20 protein-coding genes are annotated in these 21,199 nt (G+C 63.5%); 8 read left to right on the top strand and 12 right to left on the bottom strand.

All coding sequences use genetic code 11. The features are described 5' to 3' along the window. Positions 1-347: 347 nt before the first annotated feature. Together K675_RS34160 and K675_RS0112820 are read right to left on the bottom strand one after the other, a co-directional pair. The gene (locus tag K675_RS34160; protein WP_080635340.1) at positions 348-572 is read right to left on the bottom strand and encodes a DUF2784 family protein; all 225 of its coding nucleotides are present in this window, start codon (positions 570-572) and stop codon (positions 348-350) included. 568 nt (positions 573-1,140) lie between these two features. Further along, positions 1,141-2,013 (bottom strand): LysR substrate-binding domain-containing protein, encoded by an 873-nt coding sequence (locus K675_RS0112820; RefSeq protein ID WP_017903919.1) that lies wholly within the window; start codon positions 2,011-2,013, stop codon positions 1,141-1,143. Positions 2,014-2,123: 110 nt separating this feature from the next. Here K675_RS0112820 and K675_RS0112815 point away from each other — a divergent pair, with 110 nt between their 5' ends. After that, the gene (locus tag K675_RS0112815; protein ID WP_017903918.1) at positions 2,124-2,498 is read left to right on the top strand and encodes a tautomerase family protein; all 375 of its coding nucleotides are present in this window, start codon (positions 2,124-2,126) and stop codon (positions 2,496-2,498) included. A gap of 59 nt (positions 2,499-2,557) precedes the next feature. Here the strand turns inward: K675_RS0112815 and K675_RS0112810 are convergent, their stop codons facing one another. Continuing rightward, on the bottom strand, positions 2,558-3,382 hold the full coding sequence (locus tag K675_RS0112810) for an aspartyl/asparaginyl beta-hydroxylase domain-containing protein (RefSeq protein ID WP_017903917.1): 825 nt from the start codon (positions 3,380-3,382) through the stop codon (positions 2,558-2,560). Between the two features lie 295 nt (positions 3,383-3,677). Here K675_RS0112810 and K675_RS0112805 point away from each other — a divergent pair, with 295 nt between their 5' ends. The 3 genes from K675_RS0112805 to K675_RS0112795 all read left to right on the top strand — a co-directional run bounded on the left by K675_RS0112805 (position 3,678) and on the right by K675_RS0112795 (position 5,462). Next, positions 3,678-4,337, top strand: coding sequence for a ribonuclease T2 family protein (locus tag K675_RS0112805; RefSeq protein ID WP_026145140.1), 660 nt, complete (start codon positions 3,678-3,680; stop codon positions 4,335-4,337). 115 nt (positions 4,338-4,452) lie between these two features. After that, on the top strand, positions 4,453-5,151 hold the full coding sequence (locus K675_RS0112800; RefSeq protein ID WP_017903915.1) for an AzlC family ABC transporter permease: 699 nt from the start codon (positions 4,453-4,455) through the stop codon (positions 5,149-5,151). Further along, positions 5,151-5,462 (top strand): AzlD domain-containing protein, encoded by a 312-nt coding sequence (locus tag K675_RS0112795; RefSeq protein WP_186680283.1) that lies wholly within the window; start codon positions 5,151-5,153, stop codon positions 5,460-5,462. The genes K675_RS0112800 and K675_RS0112795 overlap by 1 nt, the downstream gene beginning before the upstream one ends. Before the next feature lie 3 nt (positions 5,463-5,465). On the opposite strand, the gene K675_RS0112790 is transcribed toward K675_RS0112795, so the two are convergent. The 3 genes from K675_RS0112790 to K675_RS0112780 form a co-directional block, all read right to left on the bottom strand. Beyond that, a complete protein-coding gene (locus K675_RS0112790; protein WP_017903913.1) occupies positions 5,466-7,808 on the bottom strand; it encodes a TonB-dependent siderophore receptor in 2,343 nt (780 codons plus the stop codon). A 79-nt stretch (positions 7,809-7,887) separates the two neighbouring features. Next, a complete protein-coding gene (locus tag K675_RS0112785) occupies positions 7,888-8,709 on the bottom strand; it encodes a FecR family protein (RefSeq protein WP_017903912.1) in 822 nt (273 codons plus the stop codon). Further along, a complete protein-coding gene (locus K675_RS0112780; RefSeq protein ID WP_017903911.1) occupies positions 8,706-9,230 on the bottom strand; it encodes an RNA polymerase sigma factor in 525 nt (174 codons plus the stop codon). Before K675_RS0112780 ends, K675_RS0112785 begins: the two co-directional genes overlap by 4 nt. 333 nt (positions 9,231-9,563) lie before the next feature. On the opposite strand from K675_RS0112780, the gene K675_RS0112775 reads away from it, so the two are divergent. Further along, entirely contained in the window at positions 9,564-11,165 is a 1,602-nt protein-coding gene (locus K675_RS0112775; protein ID WP_017903910.1) for an ABC-F family ATP-binding cassette domain-containing protein, read from the top strand. Positions 11,166-11,168: 3 nt separating this feature from the next. On the opposite strand, the gene K675_RS0112770 is transcribed toward K675_RS0112775, so the two are convergent. From K675_RS0112770 to K675_RS0112760, 3 genes are read right to left on the bottom strand one after another with little or no spacing between them, the layout of a single operon-like run. Continuing rightward, entirely contained in the window at positions 11,169-12,470 is a 1,302-nt protein-coding gene (locus tag K675_RS0112770) for an NAD(P)/FAD-dependent oxidoreductase (RefSeq protein ID WP_017903909.1), read from the bottom strand. Next, on the bottom strand, positions 12,467-13,555 hold the full coding sequence (locus K675_RS0112765; protein ID WP_017903908.1) for a polyamine ABC transporter substrate-binding protein: 1,089 nt from the start codon (positions 13,553-13,555) through the stop codon (positions 12,467-12,469). Before K675_RS0112765 ends, K675_RS0112770 begins: the two co-directional genes overlap by 4 nt. A gap of 47 nt (positions 13,556-13,602) precedes the next feature. Then, positions 13,603-14,961, bottom strand: a complete 1,359-nt coding sequence (locus K675_RS0112760; protein ID WP_017903907.1) for a glutamine synthetase family protein — start codon at positions 14,959-14,961, stop codon at positions 13,603-13,605. A gap of 172 nt (positions 14,962-15,133) precedes the next feature. Here K675_RS0112760 and K675_RS0112755 point away from each other — a divergent pair, with 172 nt between their 5' ends. Then, positions 15,134-16,036, top strand: a complete 903-nt coding sequence (locus K675_RS0112755; RefSeq protein ID WP_026145139.1) for a helix-turn-helix domain-containing protein — start codon at positions 15,134-15,136, stop codon at positions 16,034-16,036. Between the two features lie 7 nt (positions 16,037-16,043). Here K675_RS0112755 and K675_RS0112750 read toward each other — a convergent pair whose 3' ends face one another. Together K675_RS0112750 and ampC are read right to left on the bottom strand one after the other, a co-directional pair. Then, positions 16,044-16,445, bottom strand: a complete 402-nt coding sequence (locus K675_RS0112750; RefSeq protein ID WP_026145138.1) for a hypothetical protein — start codon at positions 16,443-16,445, stop codon at positions 16,044-16,046. 90 nt (positions 16,446-16,535) lie between these two features. Next, complete coding sequence (gene ampC / locus K675_RS0112745) at positions 16,536-17,705, bottom strand: class C beta-lactamase (RefSeq protein ID WP_080635339.1); 1,170 nt, start codon at positions 17,703-17,705, stop codon at positions 16,536-16,538. A gap of 204 nt (positions 17,706-17,909) precedes the next feature. On the opposite strand from ampC, the gene K675_RS0112740 reads away from it, so the two are divergent. Beyond that, positions 17,910-18,782 (top strand): LysR family transcriptional regulator, encoded by an 873-nt coding sequence (locus K675_RS0112740; protein ID WP_017903903.1) that lies wholly within the window; start codon positions 17,910-17,912, stop codon positions 18,780-18,782. A gap of 226 nt (positions 18,783-19,008) precedes the next feature. On the opposite strand, the gene K675_RS0112735 is transcribed toward K675_RS0112740, so the two are convergent. Continuing rightward, complete coding sequence (locus tag K675_RS0112735) at positions 19,009-19,470, bottom strand: DUF1640 domain-containing protein (protein WP_017903902.1); 462 nt, start codon at positions 19,468-19,470, stop codon at positions 19,009-19,011. A gap of 245 nt (positions 19,471-19,715) precedes the next feature. On the opposite strand from K675_RS0112735, the gene K675_RS0112730 reads away from it, so the two are divergent. Next, the gene (locus K675_RS0112730; protein WP_017903901.1) at positions 19,716-21,071 is read left to right on the top strand and encodes an MATE family efflux transporter; all 1,356 of its coding nucleotides are present in this window, start codon (positions 19,716-19,718) and stop codon (positions 21,069-21,071) included. Positions 21,072-21,199 lie beyond the last annotated feature (128 nt).

Below are 21,199 nucleotides of genomic sequence, written 5' to 3'. Positions count from 1 at the left end.
GGGCGGCGGCACCGCCGGCGCTGTCCAGGCGATCGAGGGTGGCTTCGGCGGTTTGGCCGATCACGGCGCTCTTGGCGGCCGCTTCACCGTCTTCCTTGTCGAATTCGTCCCAGCTGAGCATCGGATATTCCTTGTAAATAGGGTTGTTTGTAGGCCTGGTTCACTGCCTTTCGAGCTGGCAGGTAGACACGTGTTTGCAACTCCCGTTCAACAGGACTCACAGTACAAGCAGGCAATCGGCAAACCCTGGTGACCCAGGGGGATGATAGTGCCGGAGGAGAAGGGTGGCACATCATATAGTGTTTTTATTTGGTGTGGGCACACTATATGGTGGTTCTTGCAACCGGTCAATCCGCAGGCGGCGATAGCGCCGTTTCGTCGCAGGCGTAGCTGCCGGCGCTCCAGAGCGCTGTTCGTGGGCGTCGGGAGCGCAAGATGCGCAGGTAGACGGCGAGGTTGAGCAGCCAGATCAGCCAGCGCCAGCGCAGTACCATCAGCCCGCCAAACAGCACGAACAGGATGAACAGCAGGTGAAACGACACCACGGTATCGGCGGCGATCCGGTAGAACATCTCGACTTCCCTGAAGGGTGACTGATCCGCGAATCCTGCCCGGGGAGCGCTGCGGCGTCCAGCGCGAGACCCGCTTGAGTGCTGCCAGGGCCCCGGCAGGCGTTCGAGCAGGCCGTGGTTGCCGCCGCAGTCGTTGATGGCGACGTTGTTTTCATGGACCACGAAGTCGATCGCCTGGTTGATGAACGGTGTGACGATGGGAACCCGGATACCTTGAAACGATGGCATGCACTTTCTCCTGATGGTTGACCGTTTCGTCACCTTCAGCAGCGTAGAAGGAAGTTGGGAGGAGGGAGGGTGTCCGTCGCGCTCAATGTCCTGTCAGCTCATCTGACGGGACAGCGCGCCCCGGTCCCATGAGCGACTGTTTCTTCGATTCAGGGGCGAACGCGACGCACGCGACAGCCTTGGCATTCAAGCCAACGGCGATAGCGAAAGTGTCGGGCGTTGCGGACATGTTGGTTTGCGCCCTGATTCAGGCGTCCAGTTTCAATAGCGGGGGGCCGGGTTTGTCAATCCTAGGTGTCACGATGGTCCTGTTATCTTCCGGGCTGCCCGCCAGGACGGGTCATGGGCCGTGAAAGGCCTGGCCCTCCAGGCTCGCCCGGATCAGCGAGGCCAGTTGCCGGACCGCTCCGACCGGTTCGGCCACGGCGCGATGCAGCACATAACCCAGGTCTGGCACGTCGGGCAGTCCGGGCAGCACCGTCAGGTGATCGGGCAGACCGATGCGGGTGCGCAGGGTGATGCCCAATCCCGCTGTCACGGCGGCCCAGATGCCGCCGACACTCGGGCTGGTCAGCGCCACCCGCCAGGGTATCCGTGCCTGATCCAGTGCTTCGGTGGCCGCACTGCGCAACACGCAGGGGGCATCGAACACCACCAGGGGCAGCGGCGCATCCTCTCGGGCGAAGGGCTGATCCCCGGGGCCGATCCATTGCATCGGCGTCGCACCGATCCGGCTGGAATAGGGCGTGTCGAGCGCGGTTTCCCAGGCCAGGGCCAGGTCCAACTGGCCGCGTTCGATCAATCCCAGCAACTCGACGTTGCGACCGATGCGGACCTCCAGGCTGACTCGCGGGTGGATCTTGGCGAAGCGGCGCAGAATGTCGCTGAGCAGGTGTTCGCCGAAGTCCTCCTGCAGTCCCAGGCGGACACAGCCTTCGACCTGGGCTTCATGCAGGCTGTCGAAGATCTCGTCGTTGAGTTCCAGCAGGCGCCGGGCCTGGCTCATCAGTGTCTCGCCCAGCGGTGTCAGCACCAGCCCGCGACCCGACTTGGCGAGCACCGCGCTGCCGACCTGTTCTTCGAGTTTCTTCAACTGGGCACTGACGGCCGAGGTCGAGCGCCCCAGTCGTTCGGCAGCCTTGGCGAAGCTGTTGAGTTGTACGCCAGTGACAAAGGTACGCAGGACATCGAGGTCGAAGGTGGGATGACGCATGGCTTGAGCGTCCACTTAATTGGGATCATGGGTTCTGATTAATCTGATATTCGGAATGATCGTCGCTTGCTAACGTGCCGGCGTCAACCCGATTCCAGGAGCTGTCCGTCATGCCTTTCGCCCGTATTTCATTGCATCGGGGCAAATCGCCCGAGTACCTGGAGAGGCTTTCCCAGAGCCTGCATGAAGCGCTGGTGGAAAGCTTCGAGGTGCCGGCCACCGATCGTTTCCAGGTCATTGAGCAACATGAGGTGGGCGAACTGATCTTTGATCGGCATTACCTGGGAGGGCCGCGCAGCCAGGACTATGTGTTGATCGCGATCACGGCCGGGCGACCCCGGGAGACGGCGGTGAAGCAGGCATTCTACCGAACCCTGGTGGCGCGTCTGCAGGCCGCGCTGGGGCTGGACCCGGAGGATGTGATGGTGGTGATCACCACCACGGCTGCGGACGAGTGGTCGTTTGCCGGCGGGCGGGGGAACTGAGGCGGTCGGGTGGGCCAGCCCTGGGCGAGTGGATGCACGGCGCCCAGGGCGGGGATGGTTTACTGGATCAGCTTCCAGTTCTTGTAGAAGACCCGGCGCAGGGCGAACACGGCACCGGCAAAACCGGCGATCACGCCGCGCAGGATGAACGGCGTACGGGACGGTCGCACGATGTCGATGAACAGGCAGTAGCGCTTGGTGTCGTTCTTGTTGAACGAGGCATGCAGCAGGGTGTCGTCGAAGATGAACAGCGGGTCGTCATGCCAGAAGTGCTTGTCCTTGCGGCACTGGATGTAAACGCCGTCATGATGCGGGGCCGGGGCCATGTTGTAGAGCACGCGGAACATCATGCGCAACGGGCCGAAGTGGAACGAGGTCGACTGGTTGGCGTTGAACACCGAGACGCCGACGGTCTTCACGTAGGGGAATTTCTGCTGCAGTTCGCGGATGTCCAGCTCGGTGTCGATCTTGCGTCCGTACCACTGGAAGAACAGCATGCCGCGCTTGTTCTGGGCCATGCGGCCGTCGAGGTACTGGATGATCTCGTCCTTGTGGTCCATGGCCCGGTCGATGACCTGCTGCAGCTCGCGCTGGCAGTCTTCGGGCAGGTCCTGCATGCGGTAGACGCCGCGGTTGCGCCGGCTCACCAGGTCGAACAGGGTGTTGAACGGCGACAGCACCCAGGTGTTGCGGCCGTTGCCGATGAAATATTTCTTCGCCAGCTCGGCGGTATAGATACCATTGCGCAGGAAATCGTAGATACCGCAGATCACCACCAGCGCCAGGAAGCCGAACACGGTTTTCGGGAAGCAGTAGATGACCAGGAGCACGCCGAGCGTCCAGAGCAGCGAGACGATTTTCTTGCGGATGTTGCGGATACTCATGAACCGGGGCTCCCTCAGAGCGATTGCGTCAGGTGTGGCGGGCGCCGGATGGCGCGTTGGGACCCAGGAAAGCACCCTCTGGGGGTGCGCAACCGTCCGGGGTGACGGTCTGCCCGAATCACCAGGACTGGCAGGTCAAGCGATGCCTGCCATCATAGAAGCTCGGGCGATGGATAATCGTATCAAATGTTACTGTTTTGTAAGGTTTCTTAACAATTTATTTAACGGGATTTGGCGATAGCCATCATTGACATCGGGGATCGATGTCTAAATCAACCAGGAGCAGGGAATGAATATGAAGTGGATTTCCGTGGGATTGGCCGTGTTGATGTTTTCGATCGGCGGCGCACAGGCGGACCAGCCGTCTTCATCGGGCAAGAACAGGCAGAAGGGCCAGGCGGGTGAGTTCGACTACTACCTGCTGAGCCTGTCATGGTCGCCGACCTTCTGCCTGACCCATGCCGGTAACGAGCAATGCAAGGGCAAGGGCTACGGTTTCGTGCTGCACGGGCTCTGGCCGCAGTATGCCAAGGGCGGCTGGCCGCAGTTCTGTGCGCCGTTGACCCCCCTGACGGCCGCGCAGCGCCAGCAGGGCGGTACGCTGTTCCCGACGGCCAAGCTGCTCGAACATGAGTGGAGCAAGCACGGCACCTGCAGCGGCCTGGGGGCCGACCGCTACCTGGATACCACCGACCGGGCCCTGGGCAAGGTGCACATTCCCGATGAACTGCAGCCGTCGACCAGCGTCCGGGAGTACTCTGCAACGCAAATCGTCCAACTGTTCCAGAAGGGCAATCCGGGCCTGCCGGCCGATGGGATCGCCGTGGGCTGCAGCGGCCCGCAACTGTCGGAAGTGCGGGTGTGCCTGAACAAGGACCTGGGCTTCGAGTCCTGCGGCAAGGGGGTGAAAACCCAGTGCCGCGACGGCAAGGTGCGCCTGCCACCGATCCGCTGAGAATGACTCGAACCCTGGGCGGTGCCGGCTGGTGCCGCTCAGGTTGCAAGATTGTTCAAGACAGCGCGCAAATGGCCTGCCACAGTCGGCGGCCATTTCCTGAAGCCCGAGCGTTATGTCCGAACAGTCCTTGCCCCGCACCGCGTTCCTGCGTGGTGCCCTGGCCATCATGCCGTTATCGCTGGCGACCGCACCCTGGGGGCTGCTGGCCGGCTCCATGGCCATCGAGGCCAACCTGACCCCCCTGCAAGGCCAGGGTTTGTCCAGCATCGTGTTTGCCGGCGCCGCGCAACTGGTGGCCATCGGCATGCTCAAGGGCGGGGCGGGGATCTTCTCGATCCTGCTGACCACCGCGCTGCTGACTTCGCAGCACCTGCTGTATGGCATGAGCATGCGTTCGGTGATCTCGCCATTGCCGGGACGCTGGCGCCTGGGGCTAGGGTTCCTGCTGACCGACGAGCTGTTCGCCCTGACCAGCCAGCATGACCGACAGCAATTCGACCGCTGGTATGCGCTGGGCGTGGGGCTGACGTTCTACATTGCCTGGAACCTGTTCACCCTGGCTGGGATCGTTCTGGGCAGCAGCATTCCCGGCCTGGAGCACCTGGGGCTGGATTTCTCGATTGCCGCGACGTTCATCGCTCTGATCACGCCGGTGGTGCGCAACGTGCCGACGGTGGTCTGCGTGGCCGTGTCGCTGTTCTGCTCGGTGCTGTTCAGCTACTGGCAGTGGGGCTCGGCGCTGGTGTTGTCGGGGCTGGCGGGGATGACGGCGGGATTTGTCTGCAACAAGCTGTATCGGGGGCGTGAATGATGGTCTGGGCAGTGATCTTCGGTATGGGGCTGCTGGTGTTCCTCAACCGTTACGTTTTCCTCGAACCACGGCTGCCGTTGCGGCTGAGCAGCAATGCCCGGCAGTTTCTCGGTTTTGCCGTGCCGGGCATGCTGACGGCGATCTGCGGGCCGATCGTGTTCCTGCCGGAACGGCAACTGAACCTGCACCTGGATAACCCCTACCTGATCAGCTCGCTGGTCGCGATCGGCCTGGTGCTCTATACCCGCAACACCCTGCTCAGCATGTTGCTGAGCATGGCGTTCTTCTTTCTCCTGCGTTGGTGGCTGTAGGCGCTAGAACCGATAGTTCAGCCCCAGGGTCAGCGAGCGCTCCGGCGCCGGCTGGCGACCCCATGGGCTGGTGTCGATGCCGCGGAAGTAATACTCGCGGTTGAACAGGTTGCTGATGCCTGCCGAGGCCGTCAGCACCGTCTTGTCGTGCAGTGGGAACTGGCGTTCGATGGCGGTGTTCCAGACCCAGTAGGATGGCAGCCGACCCACGGAGGCGGTGGCATCCTCGGCGCCGGAGTTGGCGGCGTCGGTGTAGGCGCTGCTTACGTAGAGGCCGTCGAGGCTGTAGGTCCAGCGCTCGGCGAAGTGGTAGCGGCCATCGACGCTGAACTGGTTGCGTGACGAGAACGGCACCTCGTTGCCCTTGAAGTTGCCGTTGCGCTGCCTGGCATCGAGGTAGGCATGGCTGGCGTGCAGGTCGAGGTCGGGCAGGGCGCCCGGGGTCCAGAAGATCTCGCTTTCGATCCCCTGGTGCCGGGTGCTGCCGAGGTTGACGTAGCGGTCGCTGGTGGCGTCATAGACGATCTGGTCGTCGAAGTCGATGCGGTACACGCCGAAATCGACCCGCAGCCCCTGCCAGGGGGTATAGCGCACGCCGGTCTCGTAGTTCCAGGCCAGTTCGGCGCCGACATCGCCTTCCTTGACGATCTGCGTCACTTGCGGTGGTCTCAGCGATTTCTGCGCGTTGGCGTAGATGTACCAGTCGTCGCTGGCCTGCCAGCCGACGGTCAGGCCGGGCAGCCACTCCTTGGACTCGTTGTCGTGCCCGAGACTGGAAAGACCGTCCTTGTAGTCCATCTGGGCGTCTTCATAACGCACGCCGGGGGTGATGGTCAGGCGGTTGTTGAACAGGCCGATGGCGTTGCTCAGGTAGAACGCCTTGGCCTCGTCATTGAACTGCCAGTCGCGGAACGGCGTGGTCCGGCCAGTGGCGACGCTCTGGCGGTTGACCTTGTAGTCGATGTCTTCGTTGACGTAGCGGGCACCGACCAGCCAGGTCTGGCTGACGTCATCGCCGTCGATGCTCATGCTCAGGCGCGGCTCGGTGCCCCAGACCTTGAAGTTGCGCGGGCCATCCTGTCGTGTGGCGGCGATGCCGTCCGGGGTGAAGGGCAGGCCGACGATGAAGTTGCGATAGCTGTCGTGGGCGAAGTGGGTCCAACTGAACTCCACCGAATCGAATGGGCCGATGGCGCCGAGGCGCTGGGTGTAGGTGCCCCAGACACGGTCGGTGTTGCCGTCGAAGTGGTCCAGGGGCCTTGTCGACTGGCGTGGATCGTCACGGTAATCCTTGACGCTGAGGGCGCCGGCCAGGTCCATGTCGGCCTCGTAGTGCTGCACACCGAAGCTCAGCTCGCGGTCGTCGTCGATGTTCCACTGGCCGCGCAGGCGGTAGTTCTGGATATCGGTGTCGGAGTGCTGGCGGCCGGCTTCGCCGGAGATCGTGTTGAGGTCCAGTTGCAGGCCGAAGTTGTCGGTCAGGTAGCCGCCGGTGCCGAAGTAGGTGTCCCACAGTCGACGGCCGCCGGCATTGAAGGTGGTGCGCTCCTGCAGGGTGTTTTCCCATTCGCGGGGAATCGGCTTGCTGATGAAGTTGATCACCCCGCCCACGTTGTTCGGGCCGTACTGCACGGCGGCGCCGCCGCGCACGATGTCGATCCGGTCGACCGTGGCCATGGTCACCGGGAACAGCGACAGGCCGGTCTGGCCATAGGGCGCCAGGGCCAGTGGAACGCCGTCGGAAAGAGCTTGCAAGCGTCCGCTGCGACTCTCGTACAGACCGCGCACGGCGATCTGCGGCAGGGCGCCGGTGCCGGTCTCATCGAAGATCTTCACGCCGGGAACCCGCTGCAGGGCGTCGTCGACCCCGCGTACACTGGCCTTGTTCAGGTTGTCCGAACCGACCACCGTGCGGCTGCCGGCGTAGGTCAGCACTTCAGGGTCGCTGGCACTGCCCAGCACATCGCCCTTGATCACCATGGGCGCGATGTAGGCGGTTTCCGTCGGCTTCCCGGCGGCCGCCCGCGGCGTGCCCGCCGGCACGATGACGAAGGTCCGCTCGTCCTTGACCTGCGGCTGCAGGCCGCTGTTGTCCAGCAGCCGCTCCAGGGCCTGCTGTGGCGTGAAGCTGCCCTTGAGCGGTTGCGTGGTGCGGCCCTGGGCGATATCGCTGGCGAACAGGATCTGCACCGAGGACTGGCGCGCCAGGGCATTGAGTGCCTGGTCCAGGCGTGAGCCGGGCAGATCGAGTTCGACCTTGTCCTGGGCATGGGCGGAGAGGGCGAACAGCAGGCTGCTGGCCAGCAGTGACAGGGGCAGACGAGCGCTGCGCAGGAGCGGCTTCATGGGGCGGTGATCCTCGGAAAGTAGGATGTTTTGACTACCTGCCGTCGGCCGCTGGGAGAAACCCTACCTGTCGAAGCGATTATTTTTTCGCGGCCTTGTGCCTGATGTGCAAGGTGCCGTCGCTGTCGCTGTTCAAGCTCAGCGGCAGAATGCTCGGCAACAGCGCGAGCAGGCCTTCGACCCTGGAGCTGTCGAACACGCCGGTGATCGGCAGGGTGGCCAGTTCCGGGGCGTCGAGGCGGATCGGTGCCGCGCGGTAGCGTTGGATCTGTTTCAGGGCCTCGGCGAGGGGTGTGCGATCGAAGACCAGCCGATTGTCCTTCCAGGCGATGGCCGCCTCGGCATCCACGGCGATCGGTTGCAGGGCTTGCCCCGCACGCGTGTCCACGCGCTGGCCGGGCAGCAGTTGCAGGTGCTGGCCGTCAGCGGTGGCCACGTCAACCTTGCCGCGCACCAGGGTCACGCGCACGGCCGGGTCGAGTCGGTCGACGCTGAACAGGGTACCCAGTACACGGACGTGGGTCGTGCCGGCATCTACCTGGAACGGCCGGAGCACGGTTTTCGAGACATCGAACAGCGCCTGGCCGGCCAGCAGTTCGACCTGACGCGAGCGCAGGTGCCACTCGATGTTCGCGCGGCTGTTGCTGTCCAGCGTCATGCGGCTGCCGTCGGCCAACTGCAACACCCGGCGCTCGCCGACGGCACTGGCGTAGGACTCGCGGTGATAGGCCGGATCCAACCAGGCCAGCCCGCCAGCCAGCAGCACGGCCAGCGCCGCGCCCCCCAGAGCCTTGCGCGGGGTACGGGGTTTGGGCTCTGGGAGTGGGAAGCGCTTGCGCAGTTCCTCACGATGCCGCGCCAGGGCTTCTTCTTCACGGGAGGAGGGGGGCAGGGCGCTCATGAAGCACGTTCCGACAGGTCGAGATGGGCGCGGCAAGCGGCTAGGCCGAGTTTCAGGTGCTTTTCCACGGTCTTCAGGGAGATGCCCAGGCGTGCCGCGACTTCCGCCTGCGGCAACTGGTGGATCTTGTGCATGACGAAGACCATCCGGCAGCGCGCCGGCAATTGCTCGATGGCTTGGACCAGGCGCTCCAGTTCGCGTTCGCCCTCGTATTGGCGGGCGGGCGAAGGGGCGTCGCTGACGGCATCGAAGTGTTCGGGTTGTTCGACGATCCAGGCCTGGCGCCGCCGCTCGCTACGATAGCGGTCGACGGCCTGATCGTGGGAAATCTTGCGCAGCAGCGCCAGTGGCGTGCGCACTTCCCGCGGCTCGCGCTTTTCCAGCAATTGCACGCAGACATCGTGGACCACTTCGCGAGCAAAGCCGCGATCACCGAAGCGCCGACGCACGTGGTCGACCAGTTCGTCATAGTGACGCACCAGAGTGCTGAGCAGGGAGGGCTTGGCTGGGTCGAACGGCATGATGGACCTGGGACGAGGCGGCGCAGGCGCAAATATAAATGAGAAATCTTTTCATTCATAGCGCGTTCAGTGGGAGCCGGCTTGCTGGCTATCCGCCAAAGACGGCCATTCAATCAGATCAGTGGCGTCTGCCGCACCGCTATCGCCAGCAAGCCGGCTCCCACTAAACGCGCTCCGGGTTGCCAGAGGGCGTCAGTCACGGCGATACTGACGGCCTGTGCTCTTCTTTCGAGGTATTCGTCCAATGCGCCATTGATGCCGCCGTCGGTTCTGACGGCCAGTCTCCGTACCCCCTGTCACAGGGTGGAGTCCATGGCATTGATTGGAGTTCGCATGACGAATTCATACCTGACGCTGGAAAGCGTTTCCTATGTGCTGGCCGATGGCCGGGTGCTTTTTTCCGGGCTCGATGCCCGCTTCGATGGACAACCCACGGCGATCGTCGGGCGCAATGGCGTCGGCAAGAGCGTGCTCGCGCGCATCCTGGCCGGGCAGTTGTCGCCGTCCGAGGGCCACTGTCGACGTGGCGGCAAGGTGCATTACCTGGCCCAGCGGATCGATCCGCACGCTTCGATTGCCACACTGCTCGGCGTGCAGGGATTGCTCGCGGCCCTGGAACGTATCGAGGGCGGTGGTCTCGACCCGGTCGACTACGATCTGATCGGTGAGCGTTGGGATATTCGCCAGCAGCTACAGGTTGAACTGGAACGGCATGCGCTGAAGGGACTGGATATCAGCCGTCCTGCCGCCAGCCTGAGTGGCGGCGAAGCGATGCGCGTGGCCCTGGCCGGAGCCTGTCTGTCCGACGCGCAAATGCTGATTCTCGATGAGCCCAGCAACCACCTCGACCGGCCGGCGCGGCAGTTCCTGATGGAGCAGTTGCGTCGGTGGCCGCGTGGCCTGATCGTCGTCAGTCACGACCGGGAACTGCTCGAGCAGATGAGCCGGATCGTCGAGCTGTCCAGCCTGGGATTGCGCGGTTATGGCGGTGGCTACGCGTTCTATGCGCAACAGAAGGCCGTTGAACGCGACGAGGCCCTGCGCCAGCTGGAACATGCCCGGCTCGAACGCAAGCGTGCCGAGCAGGTGATACGACGGCAACAGGAGCGCCAGGAACAGCGTCAGGCCCGTGCCGAGCGCCAGGCCGGGCAGGCCAACCAGGCGCCGATCCTGCTGGGGCGACGCAAGGGCATCAGTGAGCAGACCCGCGGCAAGCAGCAGGCACAGCATGCGGCAGTCCGCGAAGGCTTGGCGCAACAGGTGCGTGAAGCGGCCCGCGCGGTGGAGCAGGAGGTGGCGGTCGTGTTGCAGGCACCGGTCAGTTCGCAGGTGGCGCGACGGCGGGTGCTGGTTCTCGACGAACTGCGCCTGCCCCGCGTGCCAGGGTCGCTCAGCCTGGTACTGCATGGGCAGCAGCGAGTCGGTGTGGTGGGACGCAATGGCAGTGGCAAATCCACCCTGCTCAAGGTGCTGGCCGGCCAGCTCGCGCCCGTGGGCGGTGATTTTGCAGTGAAGGGTACGCTGGCCTATCTCGACCAGGAGTCGTCCGGCATCGATCCGCAGCGTTCGATCCTGGAACTGTTGCGAGTGGCGAACCGGCAGGCGAGCGAGGGTACGTTGCGCACCCGCCTGGCGCAATTGGGCCTGGGCTCCGAGTGCGTCCTGCAACCCAGCGGCCTGCTCAGCGGTGGCGAGCGGCTCAAGGGGGCGCTGGCCTGTGTGCTCCATGCGGACGAGCCGCCGCAGGTACTGCTGCTGGATGAACCGAGCAATCACCTGGATCTGGTGTCGCTCCAGGCCCTGGAGAACATGTTGCTGCAGTTCCAGGGCACGCTGCTGGTGGTGTCCCATGACCAGCGGTTTCTCGATCAGCTCAAGCTGACCGAGCGCTTGCAGGCGAGTGTCGATGGCTGGCAACTGCAACCCTGGGCGTGATGCTCAGCCCAGTACTTCGCGCATCCGGTGCCAGAGCATGCCCAGCGCGAGCAGTGGCGAGCGCAGGGCCTTGCCGCCGGGGAAGGTCATGTGCGGTACCGCGCTGAAGATGTCCAGGCCCTGGCTCTGGCCGGCATGGATCGCCTCGGCCAGCAGGCGGGCGGTCCAGTGCGTGACGTTGACGCCGTGGCCGGAATAGCCCTGAGCATAGAACACGTTCGGCTGCTGGCGCAGGCGGCCGACCTGGGGGAAGCGGTTGGCGGTGATGCCGATCTTGCCGCCCCACTGGAAATCCAGGCCTGCATTCGCCAGTTGTGGGAACACCTTGAGCATCTTCGGCCGCATGTAGGCGCCGATGTCCGCCGGGTCCCGTCCGGAATAGTGGCAGGCACCGCCGAACAGCAGGCGGCGGTCGGCCGAGAGCCGGTAGTAGTCCAGGCCGACTTTCTGGTCGCATAGCGCCAGGTTCTGCGGGATCAGTTCGGCGGCCAGCGCTGCGCTCAATGGCTCGGTGGCGATGATGTAGCTGCCAGCCGGCAGCACCTTGCCGCCGAGGCGCGGTTCCAGGTCGTCCAGATGGGCATTGCAGGCCAGTACCAGGTTGTCGGCGCGCACCGTGCCGTGGGCGCAACGTACCTTCACGCTGTCGCCATGGACCAGTTCGAGCACCGGGCTCTGTTCGAAGATCCGCACTCCCAGCGATTCGGCCACCCGCGCTTCGCCCAGCACCAGGTTGAGTGGGTGCAGATGGCCGGAGCCCATGTCGACCAGGCCACCGGCATAGGCCGTGGAGGCCACCACCTCGCGCATGTCCCGTGGCTCGACGATCCGGGTTTCATGCGGGTAGCCCAGTTGCGCCAGGTGTTCCTGTTCAGCTCGGAACGCGGTGAACTGCGCCGGGGTATTGGCCAATTCGCAGAAGCCCCAGCGCAGGTCGCAGTCGATGGCATGCGCGCGAATCCTTTCGCCGACCAGCGCGACCGAGTCGATCCCGGCGCGCTCCAGGTAACGCACGCCGTCTTCACCGAGATGGCGGGCGAAGCCGCTGACATCATGACCGATACCACGGATCAACTGGCCGCCATTGCGTCCACTGGCGCCCCAGCCGATGCGTCGGCCTTCGAGCAGGATCACCGAGAGGCCGCGCTGGGCCAGCTCGATGGCTGTATTGACGCCGGTGAAACCGCCGCCGATCACGCAGACGTCGGCCTCCAGGTCCGACTCGAGCCGGGGACGGGCCGGCATCGAGCGGGCCGTGGCCGCGTAGTAGGAACGGGCGTGTTCCGTCGTGCTGGCCTGGATCATTTGTTGGTCTTCACCTTGCTCCAGGAACGGGTCATCAGGCGCATGATTTCCGGTGTCGGCGTGGTCGAAATGTACAGTTTGTCGAGCACTTCCTGCGGTGGGTAGACCTCGGGGTTGTGCACCAGGGCGGGGTCCATGTATTGCTGTGCGGCCGGGTTGGCGTTGGCGTAGCCGACCGAGGCGCTGACCTTGGCGATCACCTGCGGGTCGAGCAGGTAGTTGATGAAGGCATGGGCCTCCTTGACGTTGCCCGCGTCGGCCGGGATCGCCAGCAGGTCGAACCACAGGTTGCTGCCCTCCTTGGGAATCGAATAGGCGATGTTGATGCCGTTCTTCGCTTCCTTGGCCCGGTTGGCCGCCTGGAACACGTCGCCGGAGTAGCCGAAGGCGACGCAGATGTCACCATTGGCCAGGTCCGAGATGTACTTGGACGAGTGGAAGTAGGTGATGTGTGGCCGCAAGGTCAGCAGCTTGGCTTCGGCCTTCTTGTAGTCGTCGGGCTTGGAGCTGCGCGGGTCCAGGCCCATGTAGTTGAGGATCGCCGGGAAGGTTTCGTCCGGCGAGTCCATGAACGAGACACCGCACTGGCTGAGTTTCTTCAGGTTCTCCGGCTCGAACAGCACTGCCCACGAGTCGATGTGGTCGATGCCCAGCACCTGCTTGACCTTGTCGACGTTGTAGCCGATCCCGTTGGTGCCCCACAGGTAGGGCACCGAGTGCGCGTTGCCCGGGTCGTTCTTTTCCAGCAGCTTGAGCAGTTGCGGGTCGAGGTTCTTCCAGTTCGGCAGTTGCGAGCGGTCGAGCTTGAGGAACGCCCCGGCTTTCACCTGGCGGCCGAGGAAGTGGTTGGACGGCACCACCACGTCGTAGCCGGTGCGCCCGGCGAGCAGCTTGCCCTCCAGAGTTTCGTTGGAGTCGAACACGTCATAGATGACCTTGATCCCGCTCTGGGCCTGGAAGTCGGCGAGGGTGGTCTCGCCGATGTAGTCGGTCCAGTTGTAGACGCTGACAGTCGGTTCGGCGTGAGCCGTGGCGCTGAACAACAGCGCCAGGGTGACGGGGAGCACGGATTTCAATAGACGCATGTCGATACCTCGTTGAAGGGTGTTTAACGGGGGTAAAGGGGTCGGGATCAGACGCTGAGCAGCAGGAACTCACGCTCCCAGGAACTGATCACGCGCTTGAAGTTTTCGTGTTCGGCGCGCTTGACCGCCACATAGCCACGGACGAACTGGCTGCCCAGGTAGCGGTCGAGGGTCGGGCAGTCCTCCATATGGGCCAGGGCGTCCTCGATGGTGATCGGCAGGCGCAGGTTGCGCCTCTCGTAGGCGCGACCTTCCACCGGCGGGTTGGGCTCGATCCCTTCGACCATGCCCAGGTAGCCGCACAGCAGGCTGGCGGCGATCGCCAGGTACGGGTTGGCGTCGGCGCCGGGCAGGCGGTTTTCCACGCGCATGGCGTCGGGGCTGGAGGTCGGCACGCGCAGGCCGACGGTGCGGTTTTCCTCGCCCCATTCGACGTTGACCGGCGCCGAGGTGTCCGGCAGGAAACGGCGGAACGAGTTGACGTTGGGGGCGAACATCGGCAACACCTTGGGAATGTACTTCTGCAGGCCACCGATGTGATGCAGGAACAGTTCGCTCTTGGTGCCGTCGGCATTGACGAAGATCGGCTTGCCGGTGGCGATGTCGACCACGCTCTGGTGCAGGTGCATGGCGCTGCCGGGTTCGTCGGCGATCGGCTTGGCCATGAAGGTTGCGGTGACGTTGTGCTTGAGCGCGGCCTCGCGCAGGGTGCGCTTGAATACGGTGATCTGGTCGGCCAGATCGAGGGCATCGCCGTGACGGAAGTTGATCTCCATCTGCGCCGGGCCGTCTTCGTGGATCAGCGTGTCGAGGTCCAGGCCCTGGGCTTCGCACCAGTCGTAGACGTCTTCGAACAGCGGGTCGAATTCGTTGGCGGCGTCGATGGAGAACGACTGGCGGCCGCTTTCGGCACGACCCGATCGGCCCAGCGGGGCCTTGAGCGGCAGGTCCGGGTCTTCGCAACGCTGGGTCAGGTAGAACTCCATCTCCGGCGCGACGATTGGCTGCCAGCCCTTGTCGGTATAGAGCTGCAGGACCTTCTTGAGCACGTTGCGCGGCGACAGTTCGATCGGGTTGCCCTGCTTGTCGAAGGTGTCGTGGATCACGATCGCGGTCGGTTCGATGGCCCACGGCACCAGGTAGATCGACGAGGCGTCGGGGCGGCAGATCATGTCGATGTCGGCGGGGTCGAGCAGGTCGTAGTAGATATCATCCTCGACGAAGTCCCCGGTTACCGTTTGCAGCAGCACACTTTCCGGCAGGCGCATGCCTCGCTCATGCAGGAACTTGTTGGTGGGTGCGATCTTGCCGCGGGCGATGCCGGTCAGGTCGCTGACCACACATTCCACTTCGGTAATCCTGTGTTCTTTCAGCCAGGAGGACAGCTGATCGAAAGGGGCGTTCATAAGGACCTCGTCGTTGGTTTCGTCGACGCCAGGTTGGGCCTTCCACTTGCCTGAAAACGGCGGGAGGCTTCCCCTGTGGCGCGTTGGCGACTATCTTGCTGGCAGCCGCGCGATTCCATCTATCCACTTTTCCAACTCCAAGATGCACCAAAAAGGTGCGCAATGGTCTCCCATGACAGAGCCGAATTCCTTGCGGGTCCAGGCGTTCAAGACCGCCGACGTGACCGAACAGATCCGGGTGACACCGGGTTGGGTCCAGCATTACCAGCAGATGTCGCCCGGACATTTCGCCGGGCAGATTCGTTACCTGGACCTGCAGGGCGTGGAGATCTACGAGGAGTGCATGAACACCCGGGTGGAGCAGAATTTCAGTGCGCCTTCGGGCGCGTTGGCCTTCTGTTTCGACCGCAGCGACAACGCGCTGTACGTGCTCAACGGCGAGAGCCGCAATATCTGGATCACGCCGGAGAACTACCAGGAAGTGGCCGTGGTCTTCGGCCCGGAGTTCGTCGGCCACCACGGCCTGGATATCGCCCGTCTCGACGGCCTGTTCATGGCGCCGCTCAACTCGCGGCAAAACGCGCTGTTCGGCCGCTGGCTGAGTGCAACCCTGACCCGCCTGAGCGAGGCCAATGACCCGCCGAGCCGGGAGGCGCTGACCCAGCAGTTGCTGGAGGACTGTCTGTACCTTCTCGACAACGCCTGCCTGGACCATGGCTCGCTGCAACGGCGCAGGGAGGAGCGCGGCATCATGAAGCGCATTGGCGAGTGGGCCGCCGATGCCCCCGAGGAAACCCTCAACCTCCTGGAGCTTGCGCAGGTCGCCGGTGTGTCGCTGCATCAGTTGCAGCATGCCTTCAAGGCGTTCACCGGGATGACGCCGAGCCAATGGCTGCGCCTGCGCCGACTCAATGGCGCACGTCACGAACTGCTGCATGGCAAGGCACAGAACACCGTCGCCGAAGTGGCGATGCACTGGTCGTTCTGGCACCTGGGGCGTTTTTCCAGCAGCTATCGGGCGTTGTTCCGCGAGCTGCCGAGCGAGACTCTGAAGCGTCGGCAGATCAGCCGCTGAGCTGGGCTCACAGGCCACCCAGCAGGTCGTGGGCGTTGAGCAGCTCGTAGGCGATTTCCGGACGTTTTTCCAGGCCGCGGCGGATCGCGGCCGGAATCGACTGGCGGGTCTTGCGACACAGGCCCGGCAGCTCTTCGATGTGAATGCCGATACCGCGCATGGTCCGCACTTCGTTCGGGCCTGGGGCGATGGTCAGGCGAATGCCCAGTTGTTCGTACATCCGCTGCCGCAGGCGGTCGAGGTCGGCCAGGCTCTTGAGGTCTTCGAGGCGTTCGAGCAGGATTTTTTCTTCCTGGCGCGTCAGGCGCAGGATGCGGATATCCGTACCGGGCGTTTCCAACAGTCGCTCCCGCTCGCAATTGCAGGCGCCGGGAGGACAGGGCTGGCGGAGCGGAGGCAGGGTGTTCATGACCTCCGATCATAACCAACGGCAGGGGCTTTTGCCCATGGGGCGGGGCACCTGCCGTTTCCGGCGGCAGGTGTGTCAGGCCGTTGACTGCTACTGCAGTTTCTCTACCGCACCGAGTACCTCGTACGCGGCCTTGACCCGGGCCGGGTTGGGGTAGTTCTTGTTGGCCAGCAGCACGATGCCGATGTTTTTCGCCGGAATGTAGGCCACGTAGGCACCAAAGCCGTTGGTGGCGCCGGTCTTGTTGACCCAGCTCTCGGCGCGCGGCGACCGTGGCGCCTTGAACCAGGTGAGCTGCTGTGGTTCGAGCATCTTGTACGAGTTGCCCTCGAGCAGGGTGTCGAGCTTGGTCGGGTACGGGTAGAACTCCCAGCCCAGGCCCTGGAGGGTATTGCCGAACTGGTAGTAGCCGGTATGGGTCGAGGTGATGGCCTGTTGCAGAGGCTTCTCGAGTTGCTGGGGCTGCATGTTCACCTGGACGTAGTGCAGCAGGTCGCTGGAGGTGGTCTTGATGCCATAGGCCTCGGAGTCCAGCGCGCCAGGGCCGACCCGTGAGGGCTTGTCATCCTTGGTGTAGCCCTGGGCATAGCGGCTCATCTGGTCCTTGGGCACCCTGAGGTAGGTGTGCTGAAGCCCCAGCTTGGGCAGCAGGTGCTTTTCCATCAGGTCATCGAAGGGTTCACCCAGGCTTCTGGCGGCCACGTAGCCGAACAGCCCGATACTCGGGTTGGAATACTGGCGGCGTTCGCCGACCGGGTAGACCGGCTTCCAGTGCTGGAAGTACCCGATCATCTTGTCGGTGCTGTCGGCATCGTCCGGGAACTGCAGCGGCAGGCCACCTGGTGTGTAGGTTCCGAGGTTGAGCACGCTGATCCTGTCGAACGCGCTGCCACGCAGCTCGGGCAGGTAGTGGCTGGTGTTTTCCGAGAGCGACAGCTTGCCCTGGGCCACGGCGTAGGCGGCGAGTGTGGCGTTGAAGGTCTTGCTGACCGAGCCGATCTCGAACAGGGTGTTTTCTGTGACAGGCTGTTTATCGGTCTTGGAGCTGACACCGTAGTTAAAGTAATGTGCCTTGCCGTTGACGAGTACCGCCACGGCCATGCCGGGAATGGCCTGTTCCTGCATGATCGGTTGAATCGCGGCATCCACCACGGCCTTGAGTGGGTCTGTTGCCGTCTCGGCAGCAATGCTGTTCGCGCTGGCGAGCAGGCACAAGGTGCTCACGAGCAATGTGCCATTAATTCGGTTTTTTTTCGGCATGATCGGGCTATTTCCATGATTTTGATTTTTCCCGCATCCTGTCCCGCTGCTCGTCGGGGCTGTCGTTCACATCCAGGCTACCCGGCGCGATTATCGACTGACTTCAGCTGCGGTTGCGGTGCGGTCCTCAATCTAGGTGATGATCCACCCCTTGAACAAACGATGAAATCTTGGATTAGCCATTAGAAAAATTAGGAGTGAAGCATGGTCCGGCCTCATTTGCCGCTCAATGCCCTGCGGGCTTTCGAGGCTTCGGCGCGGCATTTGAGTTTTACCCGGGCGGCGGTCGAGTTATGCGTAACGCAGGCGGCGGTCAGTCACCAGGTCAAGAGCCTGGAGGAGCAGTTGAAGGTTGCGCTGTTCAAGCGCCTGCCTCGCGGCCTGATGTTGACGGCCGAAGGCGAAAGCCTGCTGCCGGTGTTGTGCGAGTCGTTCGACCGCATCGCCCTGGCCCTGGGACGATTCGACGGCGGGCACTACCGGGAGGTGCTGACAGTGGGGGCCGTGGGGACGTTCGCCGTGGGCTGGCTGTTGCCAAGGCTGGCGGATTTTCGCGAGCGTCATCCGTTCATCGACCTGCGTCTTTCCACCAATAACAACCGGGTGGACGTGGCGGCCGAAGGGCTCGATTTCGCCATTCGCTTCGGCACGGGAGCCTGGCATGGCGTTGACGCCATGCGCTTGCTGGAGGCGCCGCTGTCGGTGTTGTGCACGGCGCAGATCGCCGAGCAACTGCAATCTCCGGCGGATGTTCTGAAGCAGACCTTGCTGCGTTCCTATCGCACCGATGAGTGGCCGGAATGGTTCCAGAGTGCTGGCCTGCCAGCCAACAGCCTGGTCTCCAACAGTGTGGTTTTCGACTCGTCGTTGGCGATGATGGAAGCGGCCCTGCAGGGGGCGGGGGTGGCACTGGCACCGCCGATGATGTTCTCCCGGCAACTGGATGCCGGTGACATTCGGCAGCCTTTCGATATCGGTATCGTCACGGGCAGCTACTGGCTGACGCGGTTGCAGTCGCGTGTCGAAACAGCGGCGATGGCGGCCTTTCGCAGTTGGTTGATCGAGCAGACAGCCTGAGAGGTGTTCAGGTATGGATCAGCGCAACGGCGAAAGAGACGACGATTGCGCAGGCGATGGCCAGGTTCAGGTTCATGGTGAGGCGTCCGACAGGTTGAAAGGTGGCCCATCCTGTCGGGAGCGGGCGCGAATAAGAAATTCCGTTTCGCGATTGGCATGATCGATCGAAATGATGATTCAACCGTCGGGCCCGGACTCCGCGATTCCCCCCCCCCGGTTCGCCGGCTCAGCGTGTCAGCAGGTCGAACGCCAGCTTGAGCAGCGGTATCGCGACGCAGACGATGATCAGACCAATCTGCCAACGCATCACATTGATCTGCGATTGCAGCCCGGACATCGACAGTCGGAGGTCCGCGCCCTGCTGCTGGATCGACAGGCGCAGTTCGCTGCCTTGCTCCCTGATCTCCGAGCGCAGCTCGGCGCCCTGTTCAAGGATCAGTGCACGCAACTCGTGGTTCTGTTCCTTGAGAGCGCTGCGCAGATCATTGATCTGCTCGCTCATCGTTGCACGCAGATCGTTGACCTGTTCTGCGATCGATGTCCGCAGGCGCTCCTCTGTCTGTCGCAGATCGGATTTTGACGCAAGATTCTGCACATCGGCCTCCCAGGCATCTGCCACTGCCCTGGCTTTTTCGGGTGGGGCGCTGACCGCAGTCAGCGCGTCGTATAGGCTCAGGGATAAGTTCATCATTGCTCCTGCGATAGACGATAGCGATCCAGATTCGATAGTCGATTCAAACTGGCAGGAACGAATAGTCAGGTCGTTCTTCAGATCTTGTAGGTAATTACCTAGCTTTATGCATGCAATTGAACGGCGTGGCCTGCTCAGGCAAGGTGCCATCGTTGGCATGTGACGCAAACGCCGCGCGAAATCTTCTATAAGATAGAGTCGGCGCCTACGTCGATGTACGTCATCCGAGATCCGAGCCCCACATGCAGTCACGCCCGCAACGCCCGCTCTGGCTGGTCTATCTGGTTTTCCTCGCACCCATGGTGCTTTCCAACTTCCTGCAGTCGTTTTCCGGCACGCTGAACAGTATCTATATCGGTCAGATGCTGGGCACCGAAGCCCTGGCGGCGGTCTCCGGAATGTTTCCGGTGGTGTTCTTCTTCATTGCCCTGATCATCGGCCTGGGGGCCGGTGCCTCGGTATTGATCGGCCAGGCGTGGGGCGCGCGTGAGCTGCATGCGGTCAAGGCTGTCGTGGGCGCGACCCTGACCCTGGGCGTGCTGATCGGGCTGGTGGCGGCGCTGCTGGGGAGCATTTTCACCCGGCCGGCTCTGCAGGCGCTGGGTACGCCCGCCGATGTGCTGGATGACGCGGTCGGTTATGCGCGGGTGATGATGCTGACCATGCCACTATTGCTGATTTTCATCCTGTTCACCCAGTTGCTGCGCGGGATCAGCGATACGCTGTCGCCATTGTTGGCCTTGCTGGTGTCCACCGGCATCGGTCTGGTGCTGACGCCGGCACTGATCCGTGGTTGGCTGGGGTTGCCGCAGATGGGGATCCAGAGTGCTGCGCTGGCGGGCCTGGCGAGCACGGCCTGCGCCATGTCGTTCCTGGGGCTGCGTCTGCGCCAGAAGAGCAGCGTCATGGCACCGGACCGCGAAATGTTGGCGGCGATGCGCCTGGACCGGGAGATCCTCGGCAAGGTGCTGCGTATCGGTCTGCCGACCGGCCTGCAGATGATCGTGCTGTCGGTGTCCGAACTGGTGATCCTGGCGCTGGTCAACCAGCACGGCTCCCAGGCCACGGCGGCTTATGGCGCGGTGACGCAGATCGTCAACTATGTGCAGTTTCCGGCGCTGTCGATCGCCATCACCGCCTCGATCCTCGGTGCGCAGGCCATTGGGGCGGGGCGCCTGGAGCGGATCGGGCCGATCCTGCGTACCGGCATGCTGATCAACACCTGCCTGACCGGTGGGCTGATCGCCCTCGGATACGGGCTTTCCCACTGGCTGCTGGGCCTGTTCATCACCGATCCGGCGACCCGGGCAACTGCCGAGCACCTGTTGCACATCCTGCTCTGGAGCTTGCTGATATTCGGTTTCCAGGCGTTGATCGGTGGCATCATGCGTGCCAGTGGCACGGTGGCGGCGCCGGTGCTGATCATCATTTTCTGCATTGTCGGGATAGAGCTGCCGGTGGCCTACCTGCTCGATGCCCGCCTGGGGCTCGAGGGTGTCTGGATGGCCTTCCCGGCGGCTTATATCGGCATGTTGCTGCTGCAGGCCGCCTATTACCAGTTGGTCTGGCGGTACAAGCGGATCGAGCGCCTGATCTGATCGCGGGGCTCAGGCCGCGTTACGCGGTGAGCGTCGTCCCGCCGGGAAACCGTTGCGTCCGGCTGCCCAGGCGGTCAGCCAGGTCGGCAACAGCCAGGCCAGCAGCGCCCAGGGAATCGAGGCCGCGC

It is taken from the genome of Pseudomonas fuscovaginae SE-1 (genome assembly GCF_000364705.1).
GTDB lineage: Bacteria > Pseudomonadota > Gammaproteobacteria > Pseudomonadales > Pseudomonadaceae > Aquipseudomonas > Aquipseudomonas fuscovaginae_A.
This window is presented reverse-complemented; position numbering and strand designations above follow the sequence as displayed.